General features: G+C 68.3%; 17 protein-coding genes and 1 tRNA gene. 4 read left to right on the top strand and 14 right to left on the bottom strand.

All coding sequences use genetic code 11. The features are described 5' to 3' along the window. Position 1 precedes the first annotated feature (1 nt). From dapA to BUF17_RS13715, 6 genes are all read right to left on the bottom strand, one after another. Complete coding sequence (dapA, locus tag BUF17_RS13740; RefSeq protein WP_073629609.1) at positions 2-910, bottom strand: 4-hydroxy-tetrahydrodipicolinate synthase; 909 nt, start codon at positions 908-910, stop codon at positions 2-4. A 106-nt stretch (positions 911-1,016) separates the two neighbouring features. After that, positions 1,017-1,838, bottom strand: a complete 822-nt coding sequence (locus BUF17_RS13735; RefSeq protein ID WP_073629607.1) for an amino acid ABC transporter ATP-binding protein — start codon at positions 1,836-1,838, stop codon at positions 1,017-1,019. An 11-nt stretch (positions 1,839-1,849) separates the two neighbouring features. Next, positions 1,850-2,497, bottom strand: coding sequence for an amino acid ABC transporter permease (locus BUF17_RS13730; protein WP_073629605.1), 648 nt, complete (start codon positions 2,495-2,497; stop codon positions 1,850-1,852). Positions 2,498-2,563: 66 nt separating this feature from the next. Further along, on the bottom strand, positions 2,564-3,439 hold the full coding sequence (locus BUF17_RS13725; protein ID WP_073629603.1) for a transporter substrate-binding domain-containing protein: 876 nt from the start codon (positions 3,437-3,439) through the stop codon (positions 2,564-2,566). A 41-nt stretch (positions 3,440-3,480) separates the two neighbouring features. Beyond that, positions 3,481-5,376, bottom strand: coding sequence for a proline racemase family protein (locus BUF17_RS13720; RefSeq protein ID WP_073629601.1), 1,896 nt, complete (start codon positions 5,374-5,376; stop codon positions 3,481-3,483). 413 nt (positions 5,377-5,789) lie between these two features. Next, a tRNA-Glu gene (locus BUF17_RS13715) sits at positions 5,790-5,865 on the bottom strand. Between the two features lie 46 nt (positions 5,866-5,911). Here BUF17_RS13715 and BUF17_RS13710 point away from each other — a divergent pair. Beyond that, positions 5,912-6,112, top strand: coding sequence for a hypothetical protein (locus BUF17_RS13710; protein WP_073629599.1), 201 nt, complete (start codon positions 5,912-5,914; stop codon positions 6,110-6,112). A 308-nt stretch (positions 6,113-6,420) separates the two neighbouring features. Further along, the gene (locus BUF17_RS13705) at positions 6,421-7,143 is read left to right on the top strand and encodes a YopT-type cysteine protease domain-containing protein (RefSeq protein WP_073629597.1); all 723 of its coding nucleotides are present in this window, start codon (positions 6,421-6,423) and stop codon (positions 7,141-7,143) included. An 85-nt stretch (positions 7,144-7,228) separates the two neighbouring features. Here BUF17_RS13705 and ftsY read toward each other — a convergent pair whose 3' ends face one another. From ftsY to trxA, 6 genes are all read right to left on the bottom strand, one after another. Next, complete coding sequence (gene ftsY, locus BUF17_RS13700) at positions 7,229-8,686, bottom strand: signal recognition particle-docking protein FtsY (RefSeq protein WP_073629595.1); 1,458 nt, start codon at positions 8,684-8,686, stop codon at positions 7,229-7,231. 75 nt (positions 8,687-8,761) lie between these two features. Further along, positions 8,762-10,054 carry a tRNA (N(6)-L-threonylcarbamoyladenosine(37)-C(2))-methylthiotransferase MtaB gene (gene mtaB / locus BUF17_RS13695; RefSeq protein WP_073629593.1) on the bottom strand — a complete coding sequence of 431 codons (1,293 nt, stop codon included), beginning with the start codon at positions 10,052-10,054 and terminating at the stop codon, positions 8,762-8,764. After that, a complete protein-coding gene (gene dapF, locus BUF17_RS13690; protein ID WP_244530883.1) occupies positions 10,054-11,019 on the bottom strand; it encodes a diaminopimelate epimerase in 966 nt (321 codons plus the stop codon). The genes mtaB and dapF overlap by 1 nt, the downstream gene beginning before the upstream one ends. 147 nt (positions 11,020-11,166) lie before the next feature. Then, positions 11,167-14,124, bottom strand: coding sequence for an autotransporter family protein (locus BUF17_RS13685; RefSeq protein ID WP_073629589.1), 2,958 nt, complete (start codon positions 14,122-14,124; stop codon positions 11,167-11,169). Between the two features lie 240 nt (positions 14,125-14,364). Beyond that, the gene (gene grpE / locus BUF17_RS13680) at positions 14,365-14,970 is read right to left on the bottom strand and encodes a nucleotide exchange factor GrpE (protein WP_073629587.1); all 606 of its coding nucleotides are present in this window, start codon (positions 14,968-14,970) and stop codon (positions 14,365-14,367) included. A gap of 122 nt (positions 14,971-15,092) precedes the next feature. After that, positions 15,093-15,431, bottom strand: a complete 339-nt coding sequence (gene trxA, locus BUF17_RS13675) for a thioredoxin TrxA (protein WP_073630045.1) — start codon at positions 15,429-15,431, stop codon at positions 15,093-15,095. A gap of 292 nt (positions 15,432-15,723) precedes the next feature. On the opposite strand from trxA, the gene BUF17_RS13670 reads away from it, so the two are divergent. Then, positions 15,724-16,101, top strand: coding sequence for a hypothetical protein (locus BUF17_RS13670; RefSeq protein ID WP_073629585.1), 378 nt, complete (start codon positions 15,724-15,726; stop codon positions 16,099-16,101). Here the strand turns inward: BUF17_RS13670 and BUF17_RS13665 are convergent. Further along, entirely contained in the window at positions 16,049-17,659 is a 1,611-nt protein-coding gene (locus tag BUF17_RS13665) for a glycoside hydrolase family 17 protein (protein WP_073629583.1), read from the bottom strand. The genes BUF17_RS13670 and BUF17_RS13665 overlap by 53 nt on opposite strands. 427 nt (positions 17,660-18,086) lie before the next feature. Next, positions 18,087-18,278, bottom strand: a complete 192-nt coding sequence (locus tag BUF17_RS22950) for a hypothetical protein (RefSeq protein ID WP_175563701.1) — start codon at positions 18,276-18,278, stop codon at positions 18,087-18,089. Positions 18,279-18,345: 67 nt separating this feature from the next. On the opposite strand from BUF17_RS22950, the gene BUF17_RS13660 reads away from it, so the two are divergent. Further along, complete coding sequence (locus BUF17_RS13660; protein ID WP_175563700.1) at positions 18,346-20,232, top strand: methyl-accepting chemotaxis protein; 1,887 nt, start codon at positions 18,346-18,348, stop codon at positions 20,230-20,232. The last annotated feature ends 91 nt before the right edge of the window (positions 20,233-20,323 follow it).

Raw genomic sequence — 20,323 nt, 5'->3', positions numbered from 1 at the left:
TTCAGGCGAGCGTCTTGATGGTGGCGGCGACGTCGGCGTCGGCGAGGATCTTCGCGACGCTCGCAAGCTGCGCATCCGTGAAGGGAAGCAGCGGCTCGCGGGGGATGCCGACGGGCTGGCCGAGCGCGTTCATCGCCGCCTTGATGCCGGCATAGAAGCTGCCGCTCTTGAAGCAGCGGTAGATGGCGAACAGGGCCGGCTCCAGCCGGTCCGCGGTGGCGGCGTCACCGGCCGCGCACGCATCGAAATAGCGGCGCACGAGGCGTCCGGAGAGCTGGTGCGCCATGGCGACCACGCCGACGACGCCGAGCGGAAGCGACGAGCGGATCATGGTCTCGTAGCCGACGAACACCGCGAGCTCGCCCTTCACCTTCTGGCAAAGCTCGGCGACCTGCTGGATGTCGCCGGAGGAGTCCTTGATCGCCACGACGTTCGGGATCTCGGCCAGCCGCGCCACCAGATCGGGCGTGATGTTGACGCCGATGCGGACCGGGCTGTTGTAGAGCATCACCGGCAGGCCGGAGGCGGCGCAGATGCGGCGATAGAAGTGCTCGGCCTCGCGCAGGTCGGGCTTGGCGTAGATCGGCGGCAGCGCGAGGATGCCGTCGCAGCCGGTGGTCTCGGCCGCGCGGGTCAGCTCCAGCACGATGTCGGTGTGCAGGTCGGAAACGCCCGCCAGCACCGGCACGCGGCCGGCGGCGACCTTCACCGTCGCCTCGAACAGCTTCACCCGCTCGGCCACCGTCATGGCGTAGAACTCGCCCGTCGAGCCGCAGACGATCAGCCCGTCGGCGCCGTTTGCGATGTTCGCCTCGGCGAGCGCCTCGAAGCGCGGGAAGTCGATCGGCCCCTCGGGCAGGAAGGGCGTGACGAGGACACTGTGGATGCCCTGCCAGTTGGTCTTGGTCATGTGCGGTCTCGGTTTCTGAACGGGTCTCGGGACAAGGCGGTGGCGTGGCACGCCCCGCAGGCATGCGACGCAGACGGAAAAGGGGTCGGGTAACGCCGGGCGCGCGTCAGGTCTGAAGCAGCGGGCGCATCAGCTCGGCAGTGGCATGGAAGCGGTTGACGAAGCCGCGCACGCGCTCGTTGGTCGGGTGCAGCAGCACCTCCTGCGGGGTGCCCTGCGCGGCGATGGCGCCCTGGTCGAGAAACACCACCCGGGTCGCGACCTCGAGGGCGAAGCCCAGTTCGTGGGTGACGACCAGCATCGTCATGCCCTCGCGCGCCAGCGTGATCATGGTGTTGAGCACCTCACCGACGAGTTCCGGATCGAGCGCGGAGGTCGGCTCGTCGAACAGCATCAGCGAGGGGCGCATGTTGAGGGCGCGGGCGATGGAAACGCGCTGCTTCTGCCCGCCCGAAAGGCGGCCCGGCATGCGATCGGCGAAGTCCGCCATGCCGACCTTGGCGAGCAGGTCGAGCGCGCGGGCACGGTTCGTCGCGTCGTTCTCCCGCAGAACCGTGCGCGGCCCTTCCATGACGTTGGCCAGCACGTTCATGTGCGGAAACAGATTGAACTGCTGGAACACCATGCCGACGCGGCTTCGCATGGCTGCGACGTCACGGCCGCTGATGCGGGCATTGTCGCGTCCGTCCGGCGTCCGGTCGAAGATCGGCGCGCCGTCGATCACGATCCGGCCGGAGGTCGGCTGCTCCAGAAGGTTCACGCAGCGCAGGAGCGTCGTCTTTCCGGAGCCGGACGAGCCGAGCAGCGCCACCACTTCCCCGGGATAGACGGTCAGGTCGATGCCCTTCAGGACCTCGTGGGAACCGTAGGCCTTGCGCACGCGGCTGAGTTCGACCAGCGGAGCGGCATCGGTGGGAAGACGGGTCATGTTCGGCCCTCTCAATGGCTGCGCATCTCGAGCCGGCGCGCGAGATAGTTGGAGGGGATCAGGATCGCCAGGAAGATGAGGCCGACCACCGTGTAGACTTCCATCGGCCGGTAGGTGAACGACGACACGTAGCTCGCCTGATAAAGCAGGTCCGGCACGGTGATGACGGAGAGAAGCGTCGTGTTCTTCATCTGGATGATGGTCTGGCCGGCGAGCGGCGGGATCATCTGCCGGAAAGCCTGCGGCAGGATGATCCGGTGCATCGCCTGCCACGGCCGCATGCCGAGCGCCTTCGCCGCGTCGGCCTGGCCATGGTCGAGCGACTGGATGCCGGCGCGCAGGATCTCGGCATAATAGGCGCCGCCATAGAGGCTGAGCGCGAGGATGCCGGCGGCCTGCTTGCTGATGTTGATGCCCGCGAAGATCGGCAGGGCGTAATAGCTCCACAGCAGCCAGACGAGCAGCGGCACGTTGCGGAAGAATTCCACGAACAGCATGCCGACGACACGCAGGGTGCGCAGCGGCGAAAGCTGGGCGAGCGCGATCATGAGCCCGACGATCAGCCCCAAAACGCAGGTGATCACTGTGTATTCCAGGGTGACCAGAAGTCCCCAGGCAAACAGGTGGGCGTTTTGGGTGATGACGGACCAGTCGAACACGGCGCGGCGACCTTGCTTGGCGAGGAACGGGCCCGGTGCCGGCCGAAGCCGGCACCGGGATCGGCGTCAGAAGTTGAACTCGGGCGGCAGCACGGAAAGGTCGATGCCGCGATCCTCGAAGGTCTTGCGCAGCTTGCCCTGAGCGAGGCCGAGGGCGCGCTGCTGGTTCACCCAGTTGGTCAGCCAGTTCTCGTAGCCCTCGTTGCCTTCCTCGCGGCGCACGCCGATGGTGGCCGGATTGAGCAGCATCGGGCTCGGCAGGATGATCTCGCCGTTGATCTGCTTGGCGACCTCGATGGCGTCGAACACGGCGAGGATCATGGCGTCGGCGCGGCCGGCCTGCAGTTCCATCACGCCGAGCGGGCGATCCTCGACCGGGGTGATCGTGGCCTTGGGCGTCAGGGATTCCGCGACGACCTGCATGGTGCCGCCCTTCTGCACCACGAGGCGCACGGACGGATCGTTCAGCTCGGCCCAGGTCTTCTTGGTGAAGCCCGGCTTGGTGACGATGGCCCAGGCATCGGTGAACAGCGGCACGCTCAGATAGTCGACGACGAGGCCGCGCTTCGGGTTCGGGTTGAGGCCGAAGGCGATGTCGATCTTGTTGGCCTGGAAGTCGGCGGCGAGATTGCCCCAGGTGGTCTCGACGGGCACCACCTTCACGTTGAGCAGCTCGGCGATGTCCTTCGCCCAATCCATGTAGAAGCCGCCCCACTCGCCGGTGTCGCGGTTGCGGACATAGCCGGGCTCCTCGCCGACCATCACCGGCACGCGCAGTTCGCCGCTGTTGCGGATGCGGTCGAGCACGAGGTTCGGGTCCGTGGCGAACGCGGACTGCAGGCTGGACAGCGCCAGGACGAAAGCGCCGACGAGCAGAAGGACGAGATGGCGGATCGCCGGGCGGATGGCCGGAGACGGTCGGATGGATGAGGCGGTTATCATCGTCTGTTCCCTGGTTTTCTGGTTAGGCTGCGAGGCGGGGGCTATCTCAGGAAGCCGCTGCCGAGAGGATCGCCCTCCTCCTGGATGAGCGTCGCCACGGCCTTGAGGTGCGCGCGTCCCGTGATCCGGGTGGTGACGGCCACGGCGCTGCCGGCGCCGTGGGTCGTGGTGATGAGTTCGCCCGTGAGGTGGCCGCCGAACAGGCTGACGGCTTCGAGCCGCGCGCCCGGAGCGGCCGCCCCGGTGGCGGCCCGCAGGGCCAGAAGGCAGGACAGGCCGGCGACGCCGGGCGAGCGGTCGAATTTCTGGCGGTCGATGGCGAGGAACTGGCGGGCGCCGCCGCCTTCGTCCGCCCCATGGAACAGCACGGAATTGATCACCGGCCGCGAGCCGGCGCGCCGGGGCAGCGCCTCGTTCAGATGACGGCGCAGGCCGTCGCCGACGGCGAGCAGCCGGTCGATGCCGCCGACATCGAGGGCGAGGCCGGCCGCGTCGGCATTGACGAGGGCGTAGCAGTCGCCGCACACGACGACGGCGACGTCGAGATCGTGTCCGTCGACGTGAACCCGCCGGTCGGCCTCGGAGACGATCGCCGGCGGCATTTCCAGCGCGATGGCGTCCGCGTCGCCCTCTGCCCCGACATGCACGGTGAGGATGCCGTTCGGCACCTCGATGGTGAAGCGCGGGTGGCTGGCGAGGCGGCCGAGTGCCCTGAGCGCCGCCGTGTAGCCCATGATCGCGTGGCCGCAGAGGCCGGGATAGCCGTAGGAGGAGATGAAGAACGCCCCGAAATCGGCGGCGCTGGAGGCGACCGGCACCAGTCCGAAGGCCCCGGAATGGCCTCGCGGTTCGTGCAGCAGCATCGGCCGCAGGCTGTCGTAGCGCTCGGCGAATTGGCGCGCCTTGCCGGCGACGCTGTCGGCGTCGAGCCCCTCGAGAGGCTCGATCAGGATGTGGGTCGGGTGGCCCTCGGTGTGGGTCTCGATCACGCGGAAGGTGCGCGCGCCCTGCGGCAGCTCCAGGCTGAGCGCTCCCTCGCCGATGCCCTCGCCGATGCCGGCGCCGAGCCCGAGGCGGCGGTCGGTCTTCTCGAAGCTCATGGACGAGAGCCGGTCGCTGTCGGTGTTGATCCACAGCACCTTGGCCGGCACCCGGCCGGTGTTGCGCCAGCGGTGGGCGATGCGGCTGTTGAAATAGGCGCCGTCGCCCGGGTTCAGCACCTCGGCATCGCGGTCGGCGAGCGCCAGTTCCAGCGAGCCTTCCAGCACGTAGATCAGTTCCTCGCCCTCGTGGGCGTAGAAGCCGTCGCTCTCGCGGTCGGGATCGATCGTCCAGACCTCGGCATCCATCAGCCGCTGGGAGACGGTGAGTTGCTCGATGGTCACGCCGGGCCCGAAGGAGCCGACGATCCGGCCCTGGCCGCGACGGACGACCGGGAAGTCGCGCCCCTTGGTGCCGCCGAGCAGTTCGGCGAGCGTGCGCCCGAACACCTCGGCGATGGCATTGAGGCGCGCGGGGGACAGGAAGGCGACGCCGCGCTCGAACATGCTGAGGTGCGAGGAGGCGATGGCGGTGCGGTCGGAGAGTTCGCGCAGCGACAGGCCCGCTTCCTGGCGCAGGCTGCGCACGCGCGCGCCGAGGTGATTGAAGGCCGCCGCCGGCGCCGCCTCGCCGTCCTGGGGCGCCGCGATCTCTTCCTCGCTGTCGAGCACCCGGCGTATGGCGGACAGGCTCTGCCCGTCCATCCGCCGCATCCGGTCGATGCGCCGGATGCGCTCGATATCGGCCTCGCCATAGGAGCGGTGGCCGCCGGCCGACTTGTTGGGCGCGAGAAGGCCCTGGTTCTCCCACGAGCGGATGGTCGACACGGCGACGCCCGTCACCTTGGCGACATGGCCGATCGAAAACGGGAAGCGGGCGGCGGAGGACTGGCTCATGCGTTCTACATACCGAATATAGAAACTGCGAACATGCGCAGACGGTATGCGGATTTATTGAACGAGTCAATCGCACCGATCCGTCCTTCGGCACGCCGCGGACAGCGCCGGCACGTTGGACGGAAAAGGCGGGAGATCGGCGATAAAGGTGAGAGACCGGCGGCAAACGCCGGCGCCGTGGCGGGTCAGGCCCGGCGCGCTTCGCCGACGGCAGGCGGCAGCCCCGCTGGAAGGACGTCGACGCCCCCCTGAAGCCGGCGCAGCCCATATCCGCAACGCCGCAGCCGCGCGAATCGCGATATCGGCATCAGGCGCAAAAGCCCGTGCCTGCCGAACGTTCCAGATCGTGGATGAACGATGTTCGCTCCATCGAGCAGACCGCGTATGACGCAGGTCGCAAGGCTCGAGGAAAGTGGCGCTCCCTAGGGGACTCGAACCCCTGTTTTCGCCGTGAGAGGGCGACGTCCTAGACCGCTAGACGAAGGGAGCGTGTCGAACGGGTGTCTCTGTAGCGGCTCGCGACGCGGAATGCAACATGGGCTTTCACATCGCCGGCAAATTGACCGCACGTCATCCACAGCCCTCGATCGGCAGCGGCGCGCGGATCGGTCCGGATGCGCCGCCGACGCCGCGCGTCGTCCCATGCGTTTTCGCAGCGCCTCGCACCAGTTCGCCCCACCCGAAAGTGACGCTCACCCGCCATCTGCCGGAGGAGGACAAAAAGCCGGCCCGCTGAAACGCCGATGGCGCGCGATCATGACAAGCGATAGAAAAGAAGCGGGGTAAGGCATGAGAGATTTGTTTCAAAATCTTTCATGCGGCGCGACATTATTTGCAGGCGATCCATCTATGTCTGTCTCGAGTAAACTCGTCTTGAAGATGTGCCGGGCGAAAGTGCAACGTCCTCTTGCAGACACCATCCGCCGGGCCATCCGCACGATCCCATCCGGACTTTGAAGCCACGGCGGTCCGTGTTTCGCCCCCTCCCCGCCGGAGACGGTCGAACCGGCGCAACCGCATCCGCGCAGCGGCAGGAGTTTTGCCTTGAAGCAGTCGCTTTCCGATTTCCAGTCGATCGAATACAAGCAGTCGGCAGAATTCAAGAAGATCGTCGAGAGCTACAAGAACGGGCCGAAATTCTCGGCGGAAAAGCCGTTCGAACACGAGTTCCTGCAAGGCATCTGCTTCGGCCTCTGCTGCGAGTGGATCGCCTCGCATCGCCGCTATCGCACCGACGGGCAGGTCAAGCGGATGGAAGCCATGCAAAGGCGAATCGACGACATCCAGGCCGACAAGCAGCAATTCTACAAAGCGCTGAACACGCAGATCAATTCATACGGCATCGACACGTTCGAGAAGGGCGGCAAGGAAACGAAGCCGGACATGCTGAAGCGCATGAACATAGGCGGCGAACGGCACGGGGTGAAATTCGTCAACAAGTGGCACACCACCCACTGCAAGCCGCCGGGCTACGAGGTCCTGACGCTTCGCAGTCAGGTCTGCCGCACCCACGCCTACACGCTGACCGCGCTCAGCTTCAAGGAGGCCAACGCGCAGAAGACGTCCGGCCACGCGATCTGCGCCTACCAGTCCGGCGGCAAGATCTTCGGCTTCGGGTCGCACCTCTATGCGTTCGACCCCAATGTCGGGGAATTCCGGATCTCGAACGACGACGTGCCGGCGTTCTACATCGCCCTGTTCAAGATGTACGCCTCGAAGGGGCTCGAAGTGGTCGCGCACAAGACCTATGCGGTGACCAACCACTGAAGGCCGGCCGCGAAATCGCGGCGCCTTCCGCTGTCTCTGCGGAAGGCGGAGTGTTGCGTCGTCCCGCTTCGCCGGCCCGCCGCGATCAGGCGTCGAGGCCGGCGATGGCGCGGGCGAAATCGCGCGCCGAGAACGGCTCGAGATCGTCGATGCCCTCGCCGACGCCGATGAAGTGGACCGGCAGCTTGTGACGCGAGGCGATGGCGACGAGGATGCCGCCGCGGGCCGTGCCGTCGAGCTTGGTCATCACGAGGCCGGTGACGCCCGCGGTCTTGCCGAAGATCTCGACCTGGTTCATGGCGTTCTGGCCGGTGGTGGCGTCGAGGGTCAGGATCACGTCGTGGGGCGCGGTCGGATCGTGGCGGCGGATGACGCGGATGACCTTTTCCAGCTCCGCCATCAGTTCGGCGCGGTTTTGCAGGCGCCCGGCGGTGTCGATCAGCAGCACGTCGACGCCGGCTTCCTTCGCCTCCTTCATCGCCTCGAAGGTCAGGCTCGCGGCATCCGATCCCTCGGCGCGCGCGATCACGGCGGCGCCGGTGCGTTCGCCCCAGATGCGAAGCTGGGCGATGGCGGCGGCGCGGAACGTGTCGCCGGCCGCCAGCATCACCGAGCGGCCGTGGGCGCGCAACTGCGCCGAAATCTTGCCGATGGTGGTGGTCTTGCCGGTGCCGTTGACGCCGACGACCAGCACGACGTGGGGCTTGTGCGCGACGGAAATCGCCAGCGGCTTCGCCACGGGCGCGAGGCGCGCCTCGATCTCCTCGGCGAGGATCGCCCTCACCTCGTCGTCTGAAATGCCCTTCTCATAGCGCTTGTCGGAAATCCGGTCGGCGATGGCGGATGCGGTCTCGACGCCGAGATCGGCCTGGATCAGCAGATCTTCCAGATCCTGCAGCGTGCCGACATCGAGCTTGCGCTTGGTGAAGAGGCTCGAAATGCCGCCGGCGAGCGAGGAGGTGGTGCGCGACAGCCCCTTGCGCAGCCGCGCGAGCCACGAGGCCTTCGGCGCCGCCTCTTCCACCGGCTCGACGCTCGGGGCCGCGGCATCCGCAAAGAACGGGCGGGAAGGCGCGGATGGTGCCGCCGGCACGGCGACGGGCTCGGCCGGCGGAAGATCGAGCGCTTCCGTCGCAGACGCCAGGTCAGCAGACGTCAAGTCCACCGGCGCCACGTCCCCGGCGGCCGCGCCCTCACTCAGGGCCGCGAGGTCGAGGGTGCTTGCGGGCTCCTCGTCCGGCACCACCGTCGCAGGCGATAGGCCCGCGTTCGGCAATCCGCCCTGGGGTTCGCCTTCGGCCTTCTCGCCAACGGGGGCAGCAGGAGCCGGCGCGTCCGCCACCACCTCCACCGTCTCGGCAGCGACCGGCGGCTGACCCCCGTCCGTTGCGGGCGCGGGCGGGACGGCGTCCGGCGTAAGGCCCTCGCTCACCTCCGGCAGAGCGGCCGTCTCGGGCGCAGCCTTCTCGGGGGCGGCCGGTTCCTCCGCCTGGGGGCGACGCCCGAACAGGCGCCCGAACAGGCCACGCTTTTCTTCCGCCATCGTGTGTTCTTCCGTTCGCGCGGCCGGCGCGCGTGCTTGCGCAGGCCGGCTGCCGGGATTGACTGGAGCCGAGGCTCAGGCGGCTTCAGCGACGAGCCGCGTGCCGTCGAAACCGGTGATGCGCGCCGGCAGCACCTCGCCCGGCCGGCCGCCCTGGATCAGCGTCGGCGTGAACTGCTCGGTGCGGCCGAGGCCGTCGCGCTCGATCAGGACGTGCCGGGTCGCGCCGATCTCGGCGGCGAGGTGGCGCGCGAGCCGCGCGTCGCCGGCCGCCCGCAGCCGCTCCGCCCGCGCCTTCACCACCTCGCGGGGAAGCTGCGGCATCCGGGCCGCGGGTGTGCCCCGGCGCGGCGAGAACGGGAAGACGTGCAGATATGTCAGGCCGCAATCCTCGATGTGCGCCAGCGTGTTGGCGAACATCTCCTCGGTCTCGGTCGGAAAGCCGGCGATGAAATCGGCGCCGAACACCACGTCGCTTCTCAGCCGCCGCACGGCGTCGCAGAACGCCACGGCATCTGCCGAAAGGTGGCGCCGCTTCATCCGCTTCAGGATCATATCGTCGCCCGCCTGCAGCGAGAGATGGAAATGCGGCATCAGCCGCTCCTCCTCCGCGATGGCGCGCATCAGCGACGGGTCGACCTCGATCGAATCGATCGACGACAGCCGCAGCCGCGGCAGTTCCGGCACCAGCTTGAGGATGCGGGTGACGAGTTCGCCGAGCCTCGGCGCTCCCGGCAGATCCTGACCGTAGGAGGTCAGGTCGACACCGGTCAGCACCACCTCGGGCGTGCCGTTGGCGACGATGCGGCGGATCTCGCTCACCACCGCGCCCATCGGCACCGACCGGGAGGGCCCGCGTCCGTAGGGGATGACGCAGAAGGTGCAGCGGTGGTCGCAGCCGTTCTGCACCTGCACGAAGGCGCGGGTCCGGCCCTCGATGCCCTCGATCAGGTGCGCCGCGGTCTCCTTGACCGCCATGATGTCGTCGACGCGGATCTTCTCCGCCGCCGAGAGGCCGAAATCGGGATGGCCCGAGAGCCCCGGCGGGCGGTTGTCGCCGGCCACCCGGCGCCACGCGGCCGGGTCGAGCTTCTCGGCATTGCCGAGCACCAGATCGACCTCGTCCATCCCGGCGAAGGTCTCGGGCTCGATCTGGGCGGCGCAGCCGGTCACCACGATCCGCGCGTCGCCGTTCTCGCGCCGCGCCTTGCGGATCGCCTGGCGCGCCTGGCGGACGGCTTCCGCCGTCACGGCGCAGGTGTTGATCACCACCGTGCTGCCGAGCCCGGCCGCCTCCGCCTCGCGGCGGATGACTTCCGATTCGGCGGTGTTGAGCCGGCAGCCGAAGGTGAGAACGTCGACCGCCATCATGCCGCCCTCGGCGCCTCGAAGCGCACGGTCAGGTTCTGCCGGTCGATCAGGCCGCGCGCCTCGGTCTCGGCCGGGCCGGTCATCAAGATGTGGCCGTCGCTCTCCCGCCAGGCGAGGCGCAGTTCGCCGCCGGGCAGCACGATGGTCGCTTCGTGACCGACGCGGCCGGTGCGCACCGCCGTCGCCATGGTGGCGCAGGCCGCGGTGCCGCAGGCCCGCGTCAGGCCGGCGCCGCGCTCCCACACCTTCAGGGTGATGCGGTCCGGCCCGTCCACCCGGGCGAGCGAAACGTTGACCCGTTCGGGAAACAGCGGGTGCCTCTCCAGCAGCGGGCCGAGGGTGGCGAAGTCGATCGCCTCGATGTCGTCCACCCAGAAGATGGCGTGCGGGTTGCCGACATTGGCGACGCTCGCCGGTCCGATCAGCCCGGCGCCCCGCACGGCCGCGGCACCGGGAACGGCATCGAGCGGCACCGTCACGGCGCGGGTATCGTCCACCGGCCCGGCAAGCGGAATGCGGTCCCAGGCGAATTGCGGCGCGCCCATGTCGACGGTCACGCTGTGGGCGGCACCGCCGGGCGTGCAGACGAGATCGCCCGCCTCGGTCGCCAGCACCAGCCGGTCCCGGCGGGTTTCCGCGAACAGGAGGTCCGCCACGCAGCGCGTGCCGTTGCCGCACGCGCCCGCCTCGGAGCCGTCGGCATTGTAGATCCGCATGAAGCAGTCGGCGCCGTCCGTCGCGGGATGCAGCGCCATGATCTGGTCGAAGCCGAGCCCGACCGACGGGGCCGCCAGCGCGCGCGCCTCCGCGACGGTGAGGGGAGCCTCGCCGCCTCTGAGGTCGATCACGGCGATGGCGTTGCCGAGACCGTTCATCTTCACGACCGGCAGACCGTTGACCATGGCTTCAATTCCACCTTGCGGCCGCACGGCAGCACCCCGCTGCGCCGTCAGGCCGCTCATCGAGGCCTCGCGGAGGCCTGTTTTCCTCGCCCTATATGGCGGAACGGGGCCGGAAACGAAAGGGGTGCGCGCCGGGACTGCCGCATCCCGGACGCGATTGCTGGCCCAAAGAAGCCCCCCACCCGCGCGGCGGCGACCTTCGAGGAACTAGAAACGCCACGTCAGGTTCGCCTGCACGGCGTTGGTGGTGATGTCGGAGCCGAACTGGCCGACATAGGCGAGGCCGAGCTGCGCCTGCGCGCCGATCCGCAGGTCCGCGCCGATATCGATGAGGGCCGTGTTCTGCGACAGCGGGGCGCCGGTCACGGTGAAGCCGGTGGCCGGCGCGCTCAGAAACGACATCCGCGCCGACGGCGAAAGATCGCCGAAGGCATAGTCCCACGACACCGAGGCATGAGGCTGCAGGGACATCCCGGCCGGCAGCTCCAGGGTGGTCGCGATGCGCAGGCCGAGGGACGAATAGCCGACGCCCATGGAGCCCGCCGACCCCGTCAGGCCGGCGGAGGCGTCCGCCTCCGAGAAATCGTCGGTATCGACATGGACATAGGCGAGGCCGGCGAACGGTTCGAGCGCGACCGGCCCGAGCGCGAACCCGTAGCCGACCTCGCCGAACACCTGCGCGGTGCCGCCGCCATGGACCGCGCTCGCCTGCTGGGCGAAGCCCGGATAGGCGATGGTGCGCGAGGCGTCGATGTCGTTGAAGGCATAGGACGCGCCGCCCCGCAGGTTCAGGCGGCCGATGCTGGTGCCGGCATAGAGCGCCATCAGCAGGCTGTCGACATCGGACGAACTGGCCAGCGCATCGACCTTGGCGTTCGAACGCGAATAGCCGAGCGCAGCGCCGAACAGCCAGTCGCCGACCTTCGCGTCGAGCCCCGAGACGAAGCCGCCGATGGAGGCATCGACGCTCGACGTGCCGGAACCGCCTTTGTAGTCGCTCCAGCCGCCGAACGCCTGCGCCCACATCGTGCCCTCGAACGTCGATCCCGACGCCGGAGCGGACGCGGACGGAGACGCGGTGGCAGACGGAGACGTGGTGGCAGACGGAGCGGCGGACGCACCAGCCTTGGCCACAACCGGCCCGCCGAAGCCGAGCGCGGCGGTCGCATCGCCGGCCCCGGCATAGGCGCCCTGGCGCAGGCGCGAGAGCAGCGCCTGGCGGAGATAGAAGCCATCGCCCACCAGCACCGATTGCTCGCTCGCATAGGCCTCGCCGGACAGCGCGGCGAGCGCGCCGGGCAGGTCGCTCGCCGAGACGTCGTAGAGCGGGGCGAGAGCGTCCGGCAGGGTGGTCAGCAGGTCGTTCGTCGTCGTGTTGATGATGCCATCGACGGTGGCGCCGACCTGTCGCTCGTTCGTGGTGAGGTTGGGCAACCCGACGAGGTTCGAGGCCACGTTCATCGTGACCTCGGTCGGGGCGTAATTCAGGGTCGCCTTGAACAGCGCCGGCAGGTCGACCGTGACGAAGCGGTCGAACACACCGGTGACGCCCTCGGTCGCGCCGATGAGCGTCGTCGTCGGCGCGAAGCTCGTGCCGAGGAACGTGGCCTGGAGCGTGCCGGCAAGCCGCACGGTGCCGACCACGCCGAGCTGGTCGTTGCCGCTGTCGCTCACCCGCACTGCGAAGGTGCCGACAGGCGTCTGAACGAAGGTGCCGCCGAACAGATCGGTGATCGGCACGCCGGTGCCGGTGACGCCGATCCAGCCGGCGTTCTCGAACCGCTTCTGCAATCCGCCGGTCGCGGCGATGCGGCCGTCGATGATGCCGGTATTGACGATCACGCTGCCGACGCTGTCGGGTCCGATGCGCAGGGCATCGGCGACGGCGGGCGCCTGCAGGGTGCCGGAATTGAGCAGGGTGCCGTAGAGCCCGTGCATCTCCGCCGCCGCGCCGACGATCCCGGTGGCGATGACGGTGCCGGAATTGGTGAGCACGCCGTAGGTTTCGCCGCGGATGCCGACGCCGCCGTTGCCCGTCACCTGAACCGTGCCGGTATTGACAATGTCGTCGCCCTTGCGGCCGGAGAGCGCGGCCGCGTTATCGGCGTCGGATGTCAGCGCCCCGGTGTTGCGGATCGGATTGTAAATGCCGGGAATCGTGGCGATGTAGCCGTTGATGCCGTTCGAATCGATGTAGATGCCGACGACATTGTCGCCGTAGGCGGAGTTCGACGACACGACCTTGCCGGGGATGTCGATCTCGTACCAGCTCGTCTTGCCGAGGGCGTCGATGTGCATCACCGCCGGATGGACGGTGCCGTCGGCCGTGATCCAGTTGGCGACGAGATTGTATTCGCCAGACCGGCCGGCGCTCGTGATGCCCTCGAAATGGGTCGCGACCGCGCCGGGATGATCGTAGGTCTCATAGGTTCCGGTGGTGAGATCGTAGATATAGCCGTGCTCGGCGTGGAGCCCGCCGCCGACCATGATCTCCCCGTAACCGCCCGCGATCTTGTCGCCGTAGACGCCGTATGCGGTCGTGCTGATCGCACCGGGAATGTTGTTGGTGGTGTAGGTGCCGGTGTCGATATTGTAGATGAAGGCGTTTCCGGTCGCGAGGCGGGTGTCGTAATTGCCGACGACGAGATTGCCGAAGGTGCTGTGCGCGATCGTGTAGAACGTGCCGGGATCGGGATAGACGAGCGGCGTGATCCGCTGTCCGGCCGGCTGCGCGGCATCGTAGAGATAGCTGAGGTCGTAGGGCGCCGAGACCGTGGTCTGGTAGCTGCCGACGACGCGCAGGATGCCATCCGGCGTGCCGAAATTCGGGCCGTAGGGCGAGGAGCCGATCGCGCCGGGAAAGTTCGCGCCGTTCGGAGTGGGCTCCGGCATCGGCGACCAGGTCTGCGCCGCCATGTTGTAATAGAGGCCGCCGGTGTCGTCGGTGCCCGGGATGGTGTAGTTGCCGACGATATTGTCGCCCCGGATGCCGGTCAGGAAGGTCCCGTTCGATCCGAAATTGAGCGTCTGGTAGGTGGTGGGCGTTTCCGGCCGCGGCGATTCCGCCCGAGTTGCGGTTGCGACGCCTCCGAGACCGAGGCCGATGACGGCGAGCCTGCAGCCCCACCGCAACGGCGCCCCACCGTTGCAAGTCCGGTTTTCCATCTCATGTTCCCCCGCCTCATGGATGAGGCCAGGAAAGCCTATAGACGGTCGGGAACCTTGGCGATGGCGCTTTTTGCGTGCTCGCTCGCGAAAGGCGACGTCGCACCCGGCCTTGGGTGCGACAAATGAAAACAGCCGCGCCCAGTGGGCGCGGCCGTGTTCGTCGAACGGTATTCGGAACGCGATGGTGTCCGGGAAGCGATGGCGCCCTGGCGAAATGCCGGCGAAGCAACCGCGCTCTCAGCCCGCTGTCTCGTCCGCGGCCTTGGCAGTGGACTTCGGACCGCCCTTGGAGACGCCCACCAGCGCCGGGCGCAGCACGCGGTCGCCGATGACGAACCCCTCCTGAAGCACCTGAACGACGGTGCCGTTCGGAACCTCGGCGTTCGGAACCTCGAACATCGCCTGATGCAGGTTGGGATCGAACTTCTGACCGCTCGGTGCGATCTTGCGCACGCCGTGCTTCTCCAGCCCCTTCAGAAGCTCGCGCTCGGTGAGTTCCACACCGCTCAGCAGGTTGGTGAGCGCGCTGTCGGCCGCGGCCCGCGCCTCCGCCGGCAGCGCGTCGAGCGCCCGGCGCAGGTTGTCGCCGACGCTCAGCATGTCGCGGGCGAACGAGGCGATCGCATAGCGGCCCGCATCCTGCACCTCGCGCTCGGTGCGCCGGCGCAGGTTTTCCATCTCCGCCAGCGTGCGCAGCACCTGATCGCGCAGATTGTCGTTCTCGGCCTTCAGCGCCGCAACGGCGTCCGACGCGGCAGCCTGAGGCTGCTGCGCATCCTCGCTGCCCACGGCCTCGGCGGCCGGTTCGGTTTCCTGGGTCGGTTCGCGGCTTTCGGTCGTCATGTCGGTTCAGTCTGATCTCGGGATTGTTCGGATCTCGGGATACCCGTTCGCCGGCATCGGCGGACCGATACCGGCGATTACGTATCGGTCGTGGAGCCGGCGCCCGGGCGCCGGCCGTCCGGTCAGATCGCGCTCTTGATCCAGTCCTGAAGCTGCTGCTTCGGCAGGGCGCCGACCTTCGTGGCGGCGAGTTCGCCACCCTTGAAGACCATCAGCGTCGGAATCGAGCGCACGCCGTACTTGATCGCGGTCGCCTGATTCTCGTCCACGTTCAGCTTGGCGATGCGGACGGATCCTTCGAGGTTGGAGGCGATCTCCTCCAGCGCTGGCGCGATCATCTTGCACGGGCCGCACCACTCGGCCCAGAAATCGACGACGACCGGAACGTCCGCGTCGAGAACATCGGCCTTGAAGGACGTGTCGGTCACCTTGGTCGTGGCGGAGTCTGCGGCGGAAGCCATGTCGAACCTCATCTGTCGCGAACGCGACGTTCGGGGAACTGGGGCGCCGAGGCCGGGCGTGGCATCGGCGTCGGGTTCGGCTGGAACGTAGGAACTGCCCCCCCGCCCGTCAAGGTTGGCAGCGCCCGGCACCGGCCCGGAACCGGCGGGAAACGGCTTTTCCACCCCGCGAATTCGCCGTTGCGCACCGCCATCGGAGCCGCCATGGTCGGCGGAGGGTCGAGAGAACCGAGCGGACGCCGCGACGGCATCCCGGTTGCGTGCCGGCCCGTTGCCATCACACCGGACGACGATGACCAGACTGCACTTTTCGCTTCTCAATCTTCTCGCCATCGGCTTCGCCGCCGTCGTGGCCCTCGGCGTCGCGCTGTGGCTGCGCTACGGGCTGATCGACGTGACCGAGATCGCCCAGTCCTGCGAAGCCGGCGAGGCGTCGCTGCGCTGCACGGTGCGGATGGTGTTCAACCAGGGCTTCCGCACGGTGTTCCCGGGCATCGTCGCCGTGCTGATCGGCCTCTATACGCTCGTGCGCCCGAGCGTTTTCCTGTTCGGCGCCACGATCGTGGCCGCCGTGCTGTGCATCGTGCTGTTCAGCGCGTGGCCCGCGGGCCTCGCGTTCACGCTCGCGATCCTGTCGCTTGCGCGGCCGGCGCGGACAGCCCGCGGCTGAACGGCCTGAGTGCGACCGCGAGCGCGGCGAGCACGATCGAGAACGCCCAGGCCTGCCAGTTCAGCACGCCTTCGTTCGCCACCACGCCGATGGCGGCCGCCACGATCACAAGAGCGAACAGACGTTCCGACCGCCCCGCGGGGCCGATGGCCGGCACGATCAGCAAGGCCGCGGCAAGCGGCGCGAAAGCCGCGAACTGGAAGTCGCGATAGCGCGAATCGGCGAGGAGCGCGATCAGCGTCGGCACCGCCAGCACCAGCGTCGGAATGAGGCACCACCCGATCAGGCGGCCGACCGGCGCGAGGCCCGCGGGGGCCGGCTTTCCCCCGAGCACCGCCTCGAGGCGCGGGCGCGCGGCGGCGGTGGCAACCGCGCGGGCGGCCAGAAGCGGCATGGCGATGCCGAGCACCAGGGTCGCGAGCGCGAGCGCCCAGTCCCAGCCGTCCAGGCTGATGACGGGCGCTTCCTCCGCCCACCACGGCAGCGCGAAGCCGCACACGAGCGCGAGGAAGGCAACCCGATAGGCGCCGCGCCCGCGGGCCGCCGCACCGGCGACGAACACCAGCACGGCGGCGAGAATGCCGACCACGCCCTGCCAGCGCCAGCCGGGATGGTCGCTGATCGCCACGCCCCAGTGGAACTTCACGGCGCCGTCGTCGTCGAGCACGCCCCATTCGCCGCCCACGGTGCCTTCGAGCGCGCGCTTCCAGGGCTGGTCCAGCGCCTCGATCAGGTTGTAGTCCCAGCCGTTCTTCTTGGAGAGCGCGATGATCTCGGAGAGATAGCGCACCTGGTTGGAAGGCGACGGCAGCGCCCCCTCGCGCATCCGCCCGCGGCTCGGCCATCCCGTCTCGCCGATCAGGATCGGCTTGCCCTTGAACAGGTCGCCCATCTCGCGCCGCACGTCCTCGACGTGGTCGCGCGCGCCGTTCACGTCCACGGGGTCGTTTTCCCAGTACGGCAGGATGTGGATGGTGACGAAATCGACCTCGTCGGCGATCGGCTTGTTCTCTTCCCAGAACTCCCACACGTCGGCATAGGTCACCGGGATCGGCGCGACCGCCTTGCGGACCGTCCGGATGGCATCGATCAGGGTGTCGCGGGAGAGGTCGCGCCGCAGCAGCACCTCGTTGCCGACCACGAAACCGCGAATGGTGTCGGGATAGGCCTTCGCGAGTTCGATGGCGGTGGCGATTTCCTTGGCGTTGTCCGTGCGGTTGCGGCCGAGCCAGATGCCCTGCAGCACCTTCAGCCCGTGGCGACGGGCGATGTCGGGCACCGCGGCCAGCCCCTGCCCGGTGGAATAGGTCCGCACGCAGGACGTGACCTTGGAGAGTTCCGCGAGCTGCCGGTCGATCTGCTCGGGCTGGATGAACAGCGTCGGATCGAACGGGGTCTGTTCGTCCTCATAGGGCGCATAGGACAGGCACGCGATCTCCTCGCCGGGCGCGAGCGGAGACGGCGGCACCGCGACCGGGCGGCCGAGCCACCACCAGCCTGCCGCGACGAGGGCCACCACGAGAACGGAGAGAAAGCGGGTCGAACGGCGGGCGCTCATGGCGTCGTGACTATCCTGCGGCGGGAACCGGGAAACCGGACAAGCGGAACGGTGACCCGCTCCGGCGAGGATTTGGACCGGGAACCCCGGCACATGCAAGGGGGCGGCGGGCGATGGAGCCGGCGAGCGGCCGGACGGACCGCGTCCGCTCACCGCATCTCCGGGGCCGCGCGGCAGAGTGGCACCACGGCAGAAGCCGGCTCAGGAACCGGATTTTGCGCGCCCCCAGCCCGTCCGTGAGAGTGGCTATCTTCCGCCGTACCGGCCGGACATACAAAGCAGAACGACATGTTTCAATTTTCTACCCGTCTAGATAGAATTCTTTTTTAACGCACATAAAATATGCAATTCTTATAATATTACTTATTGATAAAGAGATGGGATAGCCTCACGCAAGATACCCGAAATAGCGTCCAGACTCCACGAATCACGTAAAATCAGCTGGGGCGCTATCAATGAATTCTGGGTCGGCAGGCAATACCCTCTTCTCCATCAAAGTAATATTGGCGACTATATTGCTTGTATTGATCGCTATTACGATCAGCCTGTCGGGATGGGCGCTGCACCGCGCGTATGAAGAGAAAGAAACCGCCACCAGCGTTGCTTCGTACGCCATCATCGACCGCGATCTTTTCTCCGCCCTGTCAAATATCCGTGTCGAACGCGGCGACGGCTCGACGGCGCTGTTGCAGGAACCCAATGACAACACGACCCTCCGCGAGTCCGTGACCAATGCCCGCGGCAAGGTGACGACCGCCGTTCAGGCGGCGCTCGCCGGGCTTGCCGCCCTGCCGGCCGCGGAAGAAGCGCAGGCCCACGCCGCGCTCAACACCGCCTTCACGGCGTGGGAAGCCGTGCGGCAGGACTATGACGCCGCGGTAGGCCAGCCGGTCGCCTCGCGCGACAAGGCCCTGCGCGATCGCTATTTCGACCGGGGAAGCGCCCTCATCGCGGGCGTCGAGCAGGCCTCCAGGATCGTCGAACAGGAGATGCAGGCGCTCGATCCCGCCACCTCGCGGCTCGTCCAGATTCGCAACCTCGTCTGGTCCGCCCGCTCGTCCGCCGGGCAGAGTTCGCTCGCGCTGAACACGGCCCTCGCCCAGAAGCGGCCGCTGACGGAAGCCGAAGTCACCGACCTCGACGATACCGACGACACCGCCAGGTTCGCCTGGACGATTGCAAGCGAGATGATCGAGAGCCCGGGCATCCCGGACAGCCTCAAGGCGGCAAAGGCCGAAGCCGACGCCGCCTATTTCACCGGCCCCTTCAGCCAGACCCGCAAGGCTGTCGCCGAAACGCTGTCCGACGGCAAGGTGCCCGACGTGGATCTCGAGAAGTGGCGCGTCGATATCCGGGCGGGCCTTGCAGAGATCTCCGACACCGCCACCCTCGCGGTCACGCTCGTGGTCGATGACGCCAACGCCGACAACCACGAGGCCAATCGGAGCTTCGCCATCATCGCGGCTCTCGTCGCGGTCGCGCTGGCCTTCGCCGTCGCCGGCTTCATCGTCGTCAACCGGCGCGTGGTGCGCGGCATGACCCGGCTGTCGGATTCGATGCGCACCCTGGCGACCGGCGATACCGAAGCCGAGATCGCCGGCGTCGGCCGCCGCGACGAGATCGGCGACATGGCCGCGGCCGTGCAGGTCTTCAAGGACAACATGATCCGCAACACCGCGCTGGAGGCCGAGGCGAAGGCCCGCGAGGCCGAGGCGGCGGTGGAACGGCGCCGGCTGATGCAGGACCTCGCCGACCGCTTCGAGAACGCGGTCGGTGGCATCGTCGCCGCGGTGTCCTCCGCCGCGACCGAACTCCAGCACACCGCCGAATCGATGTCCTCCGCCGCCACCGAGACCGCGGCCCAGGCGACGACCGTCGCCGCCGCCGCCGAGCAGGCCGCCAACAACGTCCAGGTGGTGGCGAGCGCGGCGGAGGAAATGGGCGCGTCGGTGCAGGAAATCGGCAGCCAGGTGGAGCGTTCCGCCGGCATGTCGAAGCTCGCGGTGTCCGAGGCCGACCAGACCGGCGCCCTGGTGCGTGAGCTGTCGGAAGGCGCGATGCGGATCGGCAATGTCGTGCAGCTGATCTCCGGCATCGCCGCCCAGACCAACCTTCTCGCCCTCAACGCCACCATCGAGGCGGCGCGGGCGGGGGATGCCGGCAAGGGCTTCGCGGTGGTCGCCGCCGAGGTGAAGACGCTCGCCGAGCAGACCACACGCGCGACCGGCGAGATCTCCGCCCAGATCGGCACCATCCAGGCCGCAACCGAGCGGGCGGTCGGCGTGATCGGCGGCATCGCCGGGCGTATCCAGTCGATGGACGATATCGCGGCCTCGATTTCGGCCGCGGTCGAGCAGCAGGGCGCGACCACTCAGGAGATCGTGCGCAACATCACCCAGGCGGCGACGGGCACCGGCGAGGTGACGCGCAACATCACCGGGGTCGCGGGCGCGGCCGACCAGACCGGCGCCGCGGCGTCGCAGCTGCTCTCGTCGTCCTCGGCGCTGTCCTCGCAGGCCGAACGCCTCGGCCACGAGGTCAACCGCTTCCTCGAAACCGTCCGCGCCGCCTGACGCGCACGCCCCCCTGACAAGAACGGGCCGGATGCGATGGCATCCGGCCCGTTGGTCTTCAAGCCTTCACGGCGCTCATCGCGGCATCGCG

Source organism: Pseudoxanthobacter soli DSM 19599 (assembly GCF_900148505.1).
In the GTDB taxonomy this organism is placed as follows: Bacteria; Pseudomonadota; Alphaproteobacteria; order Rhizobiales; family Segnochrobactraceae; genus Pseudoxanthobacter; species Pseudoxanthobacter soli.
The sequence above is the reverse complement of the archived record's forward strand: the minus strand, read 5'-3'. Positions and strand labels throughout refer to the sequence as shown.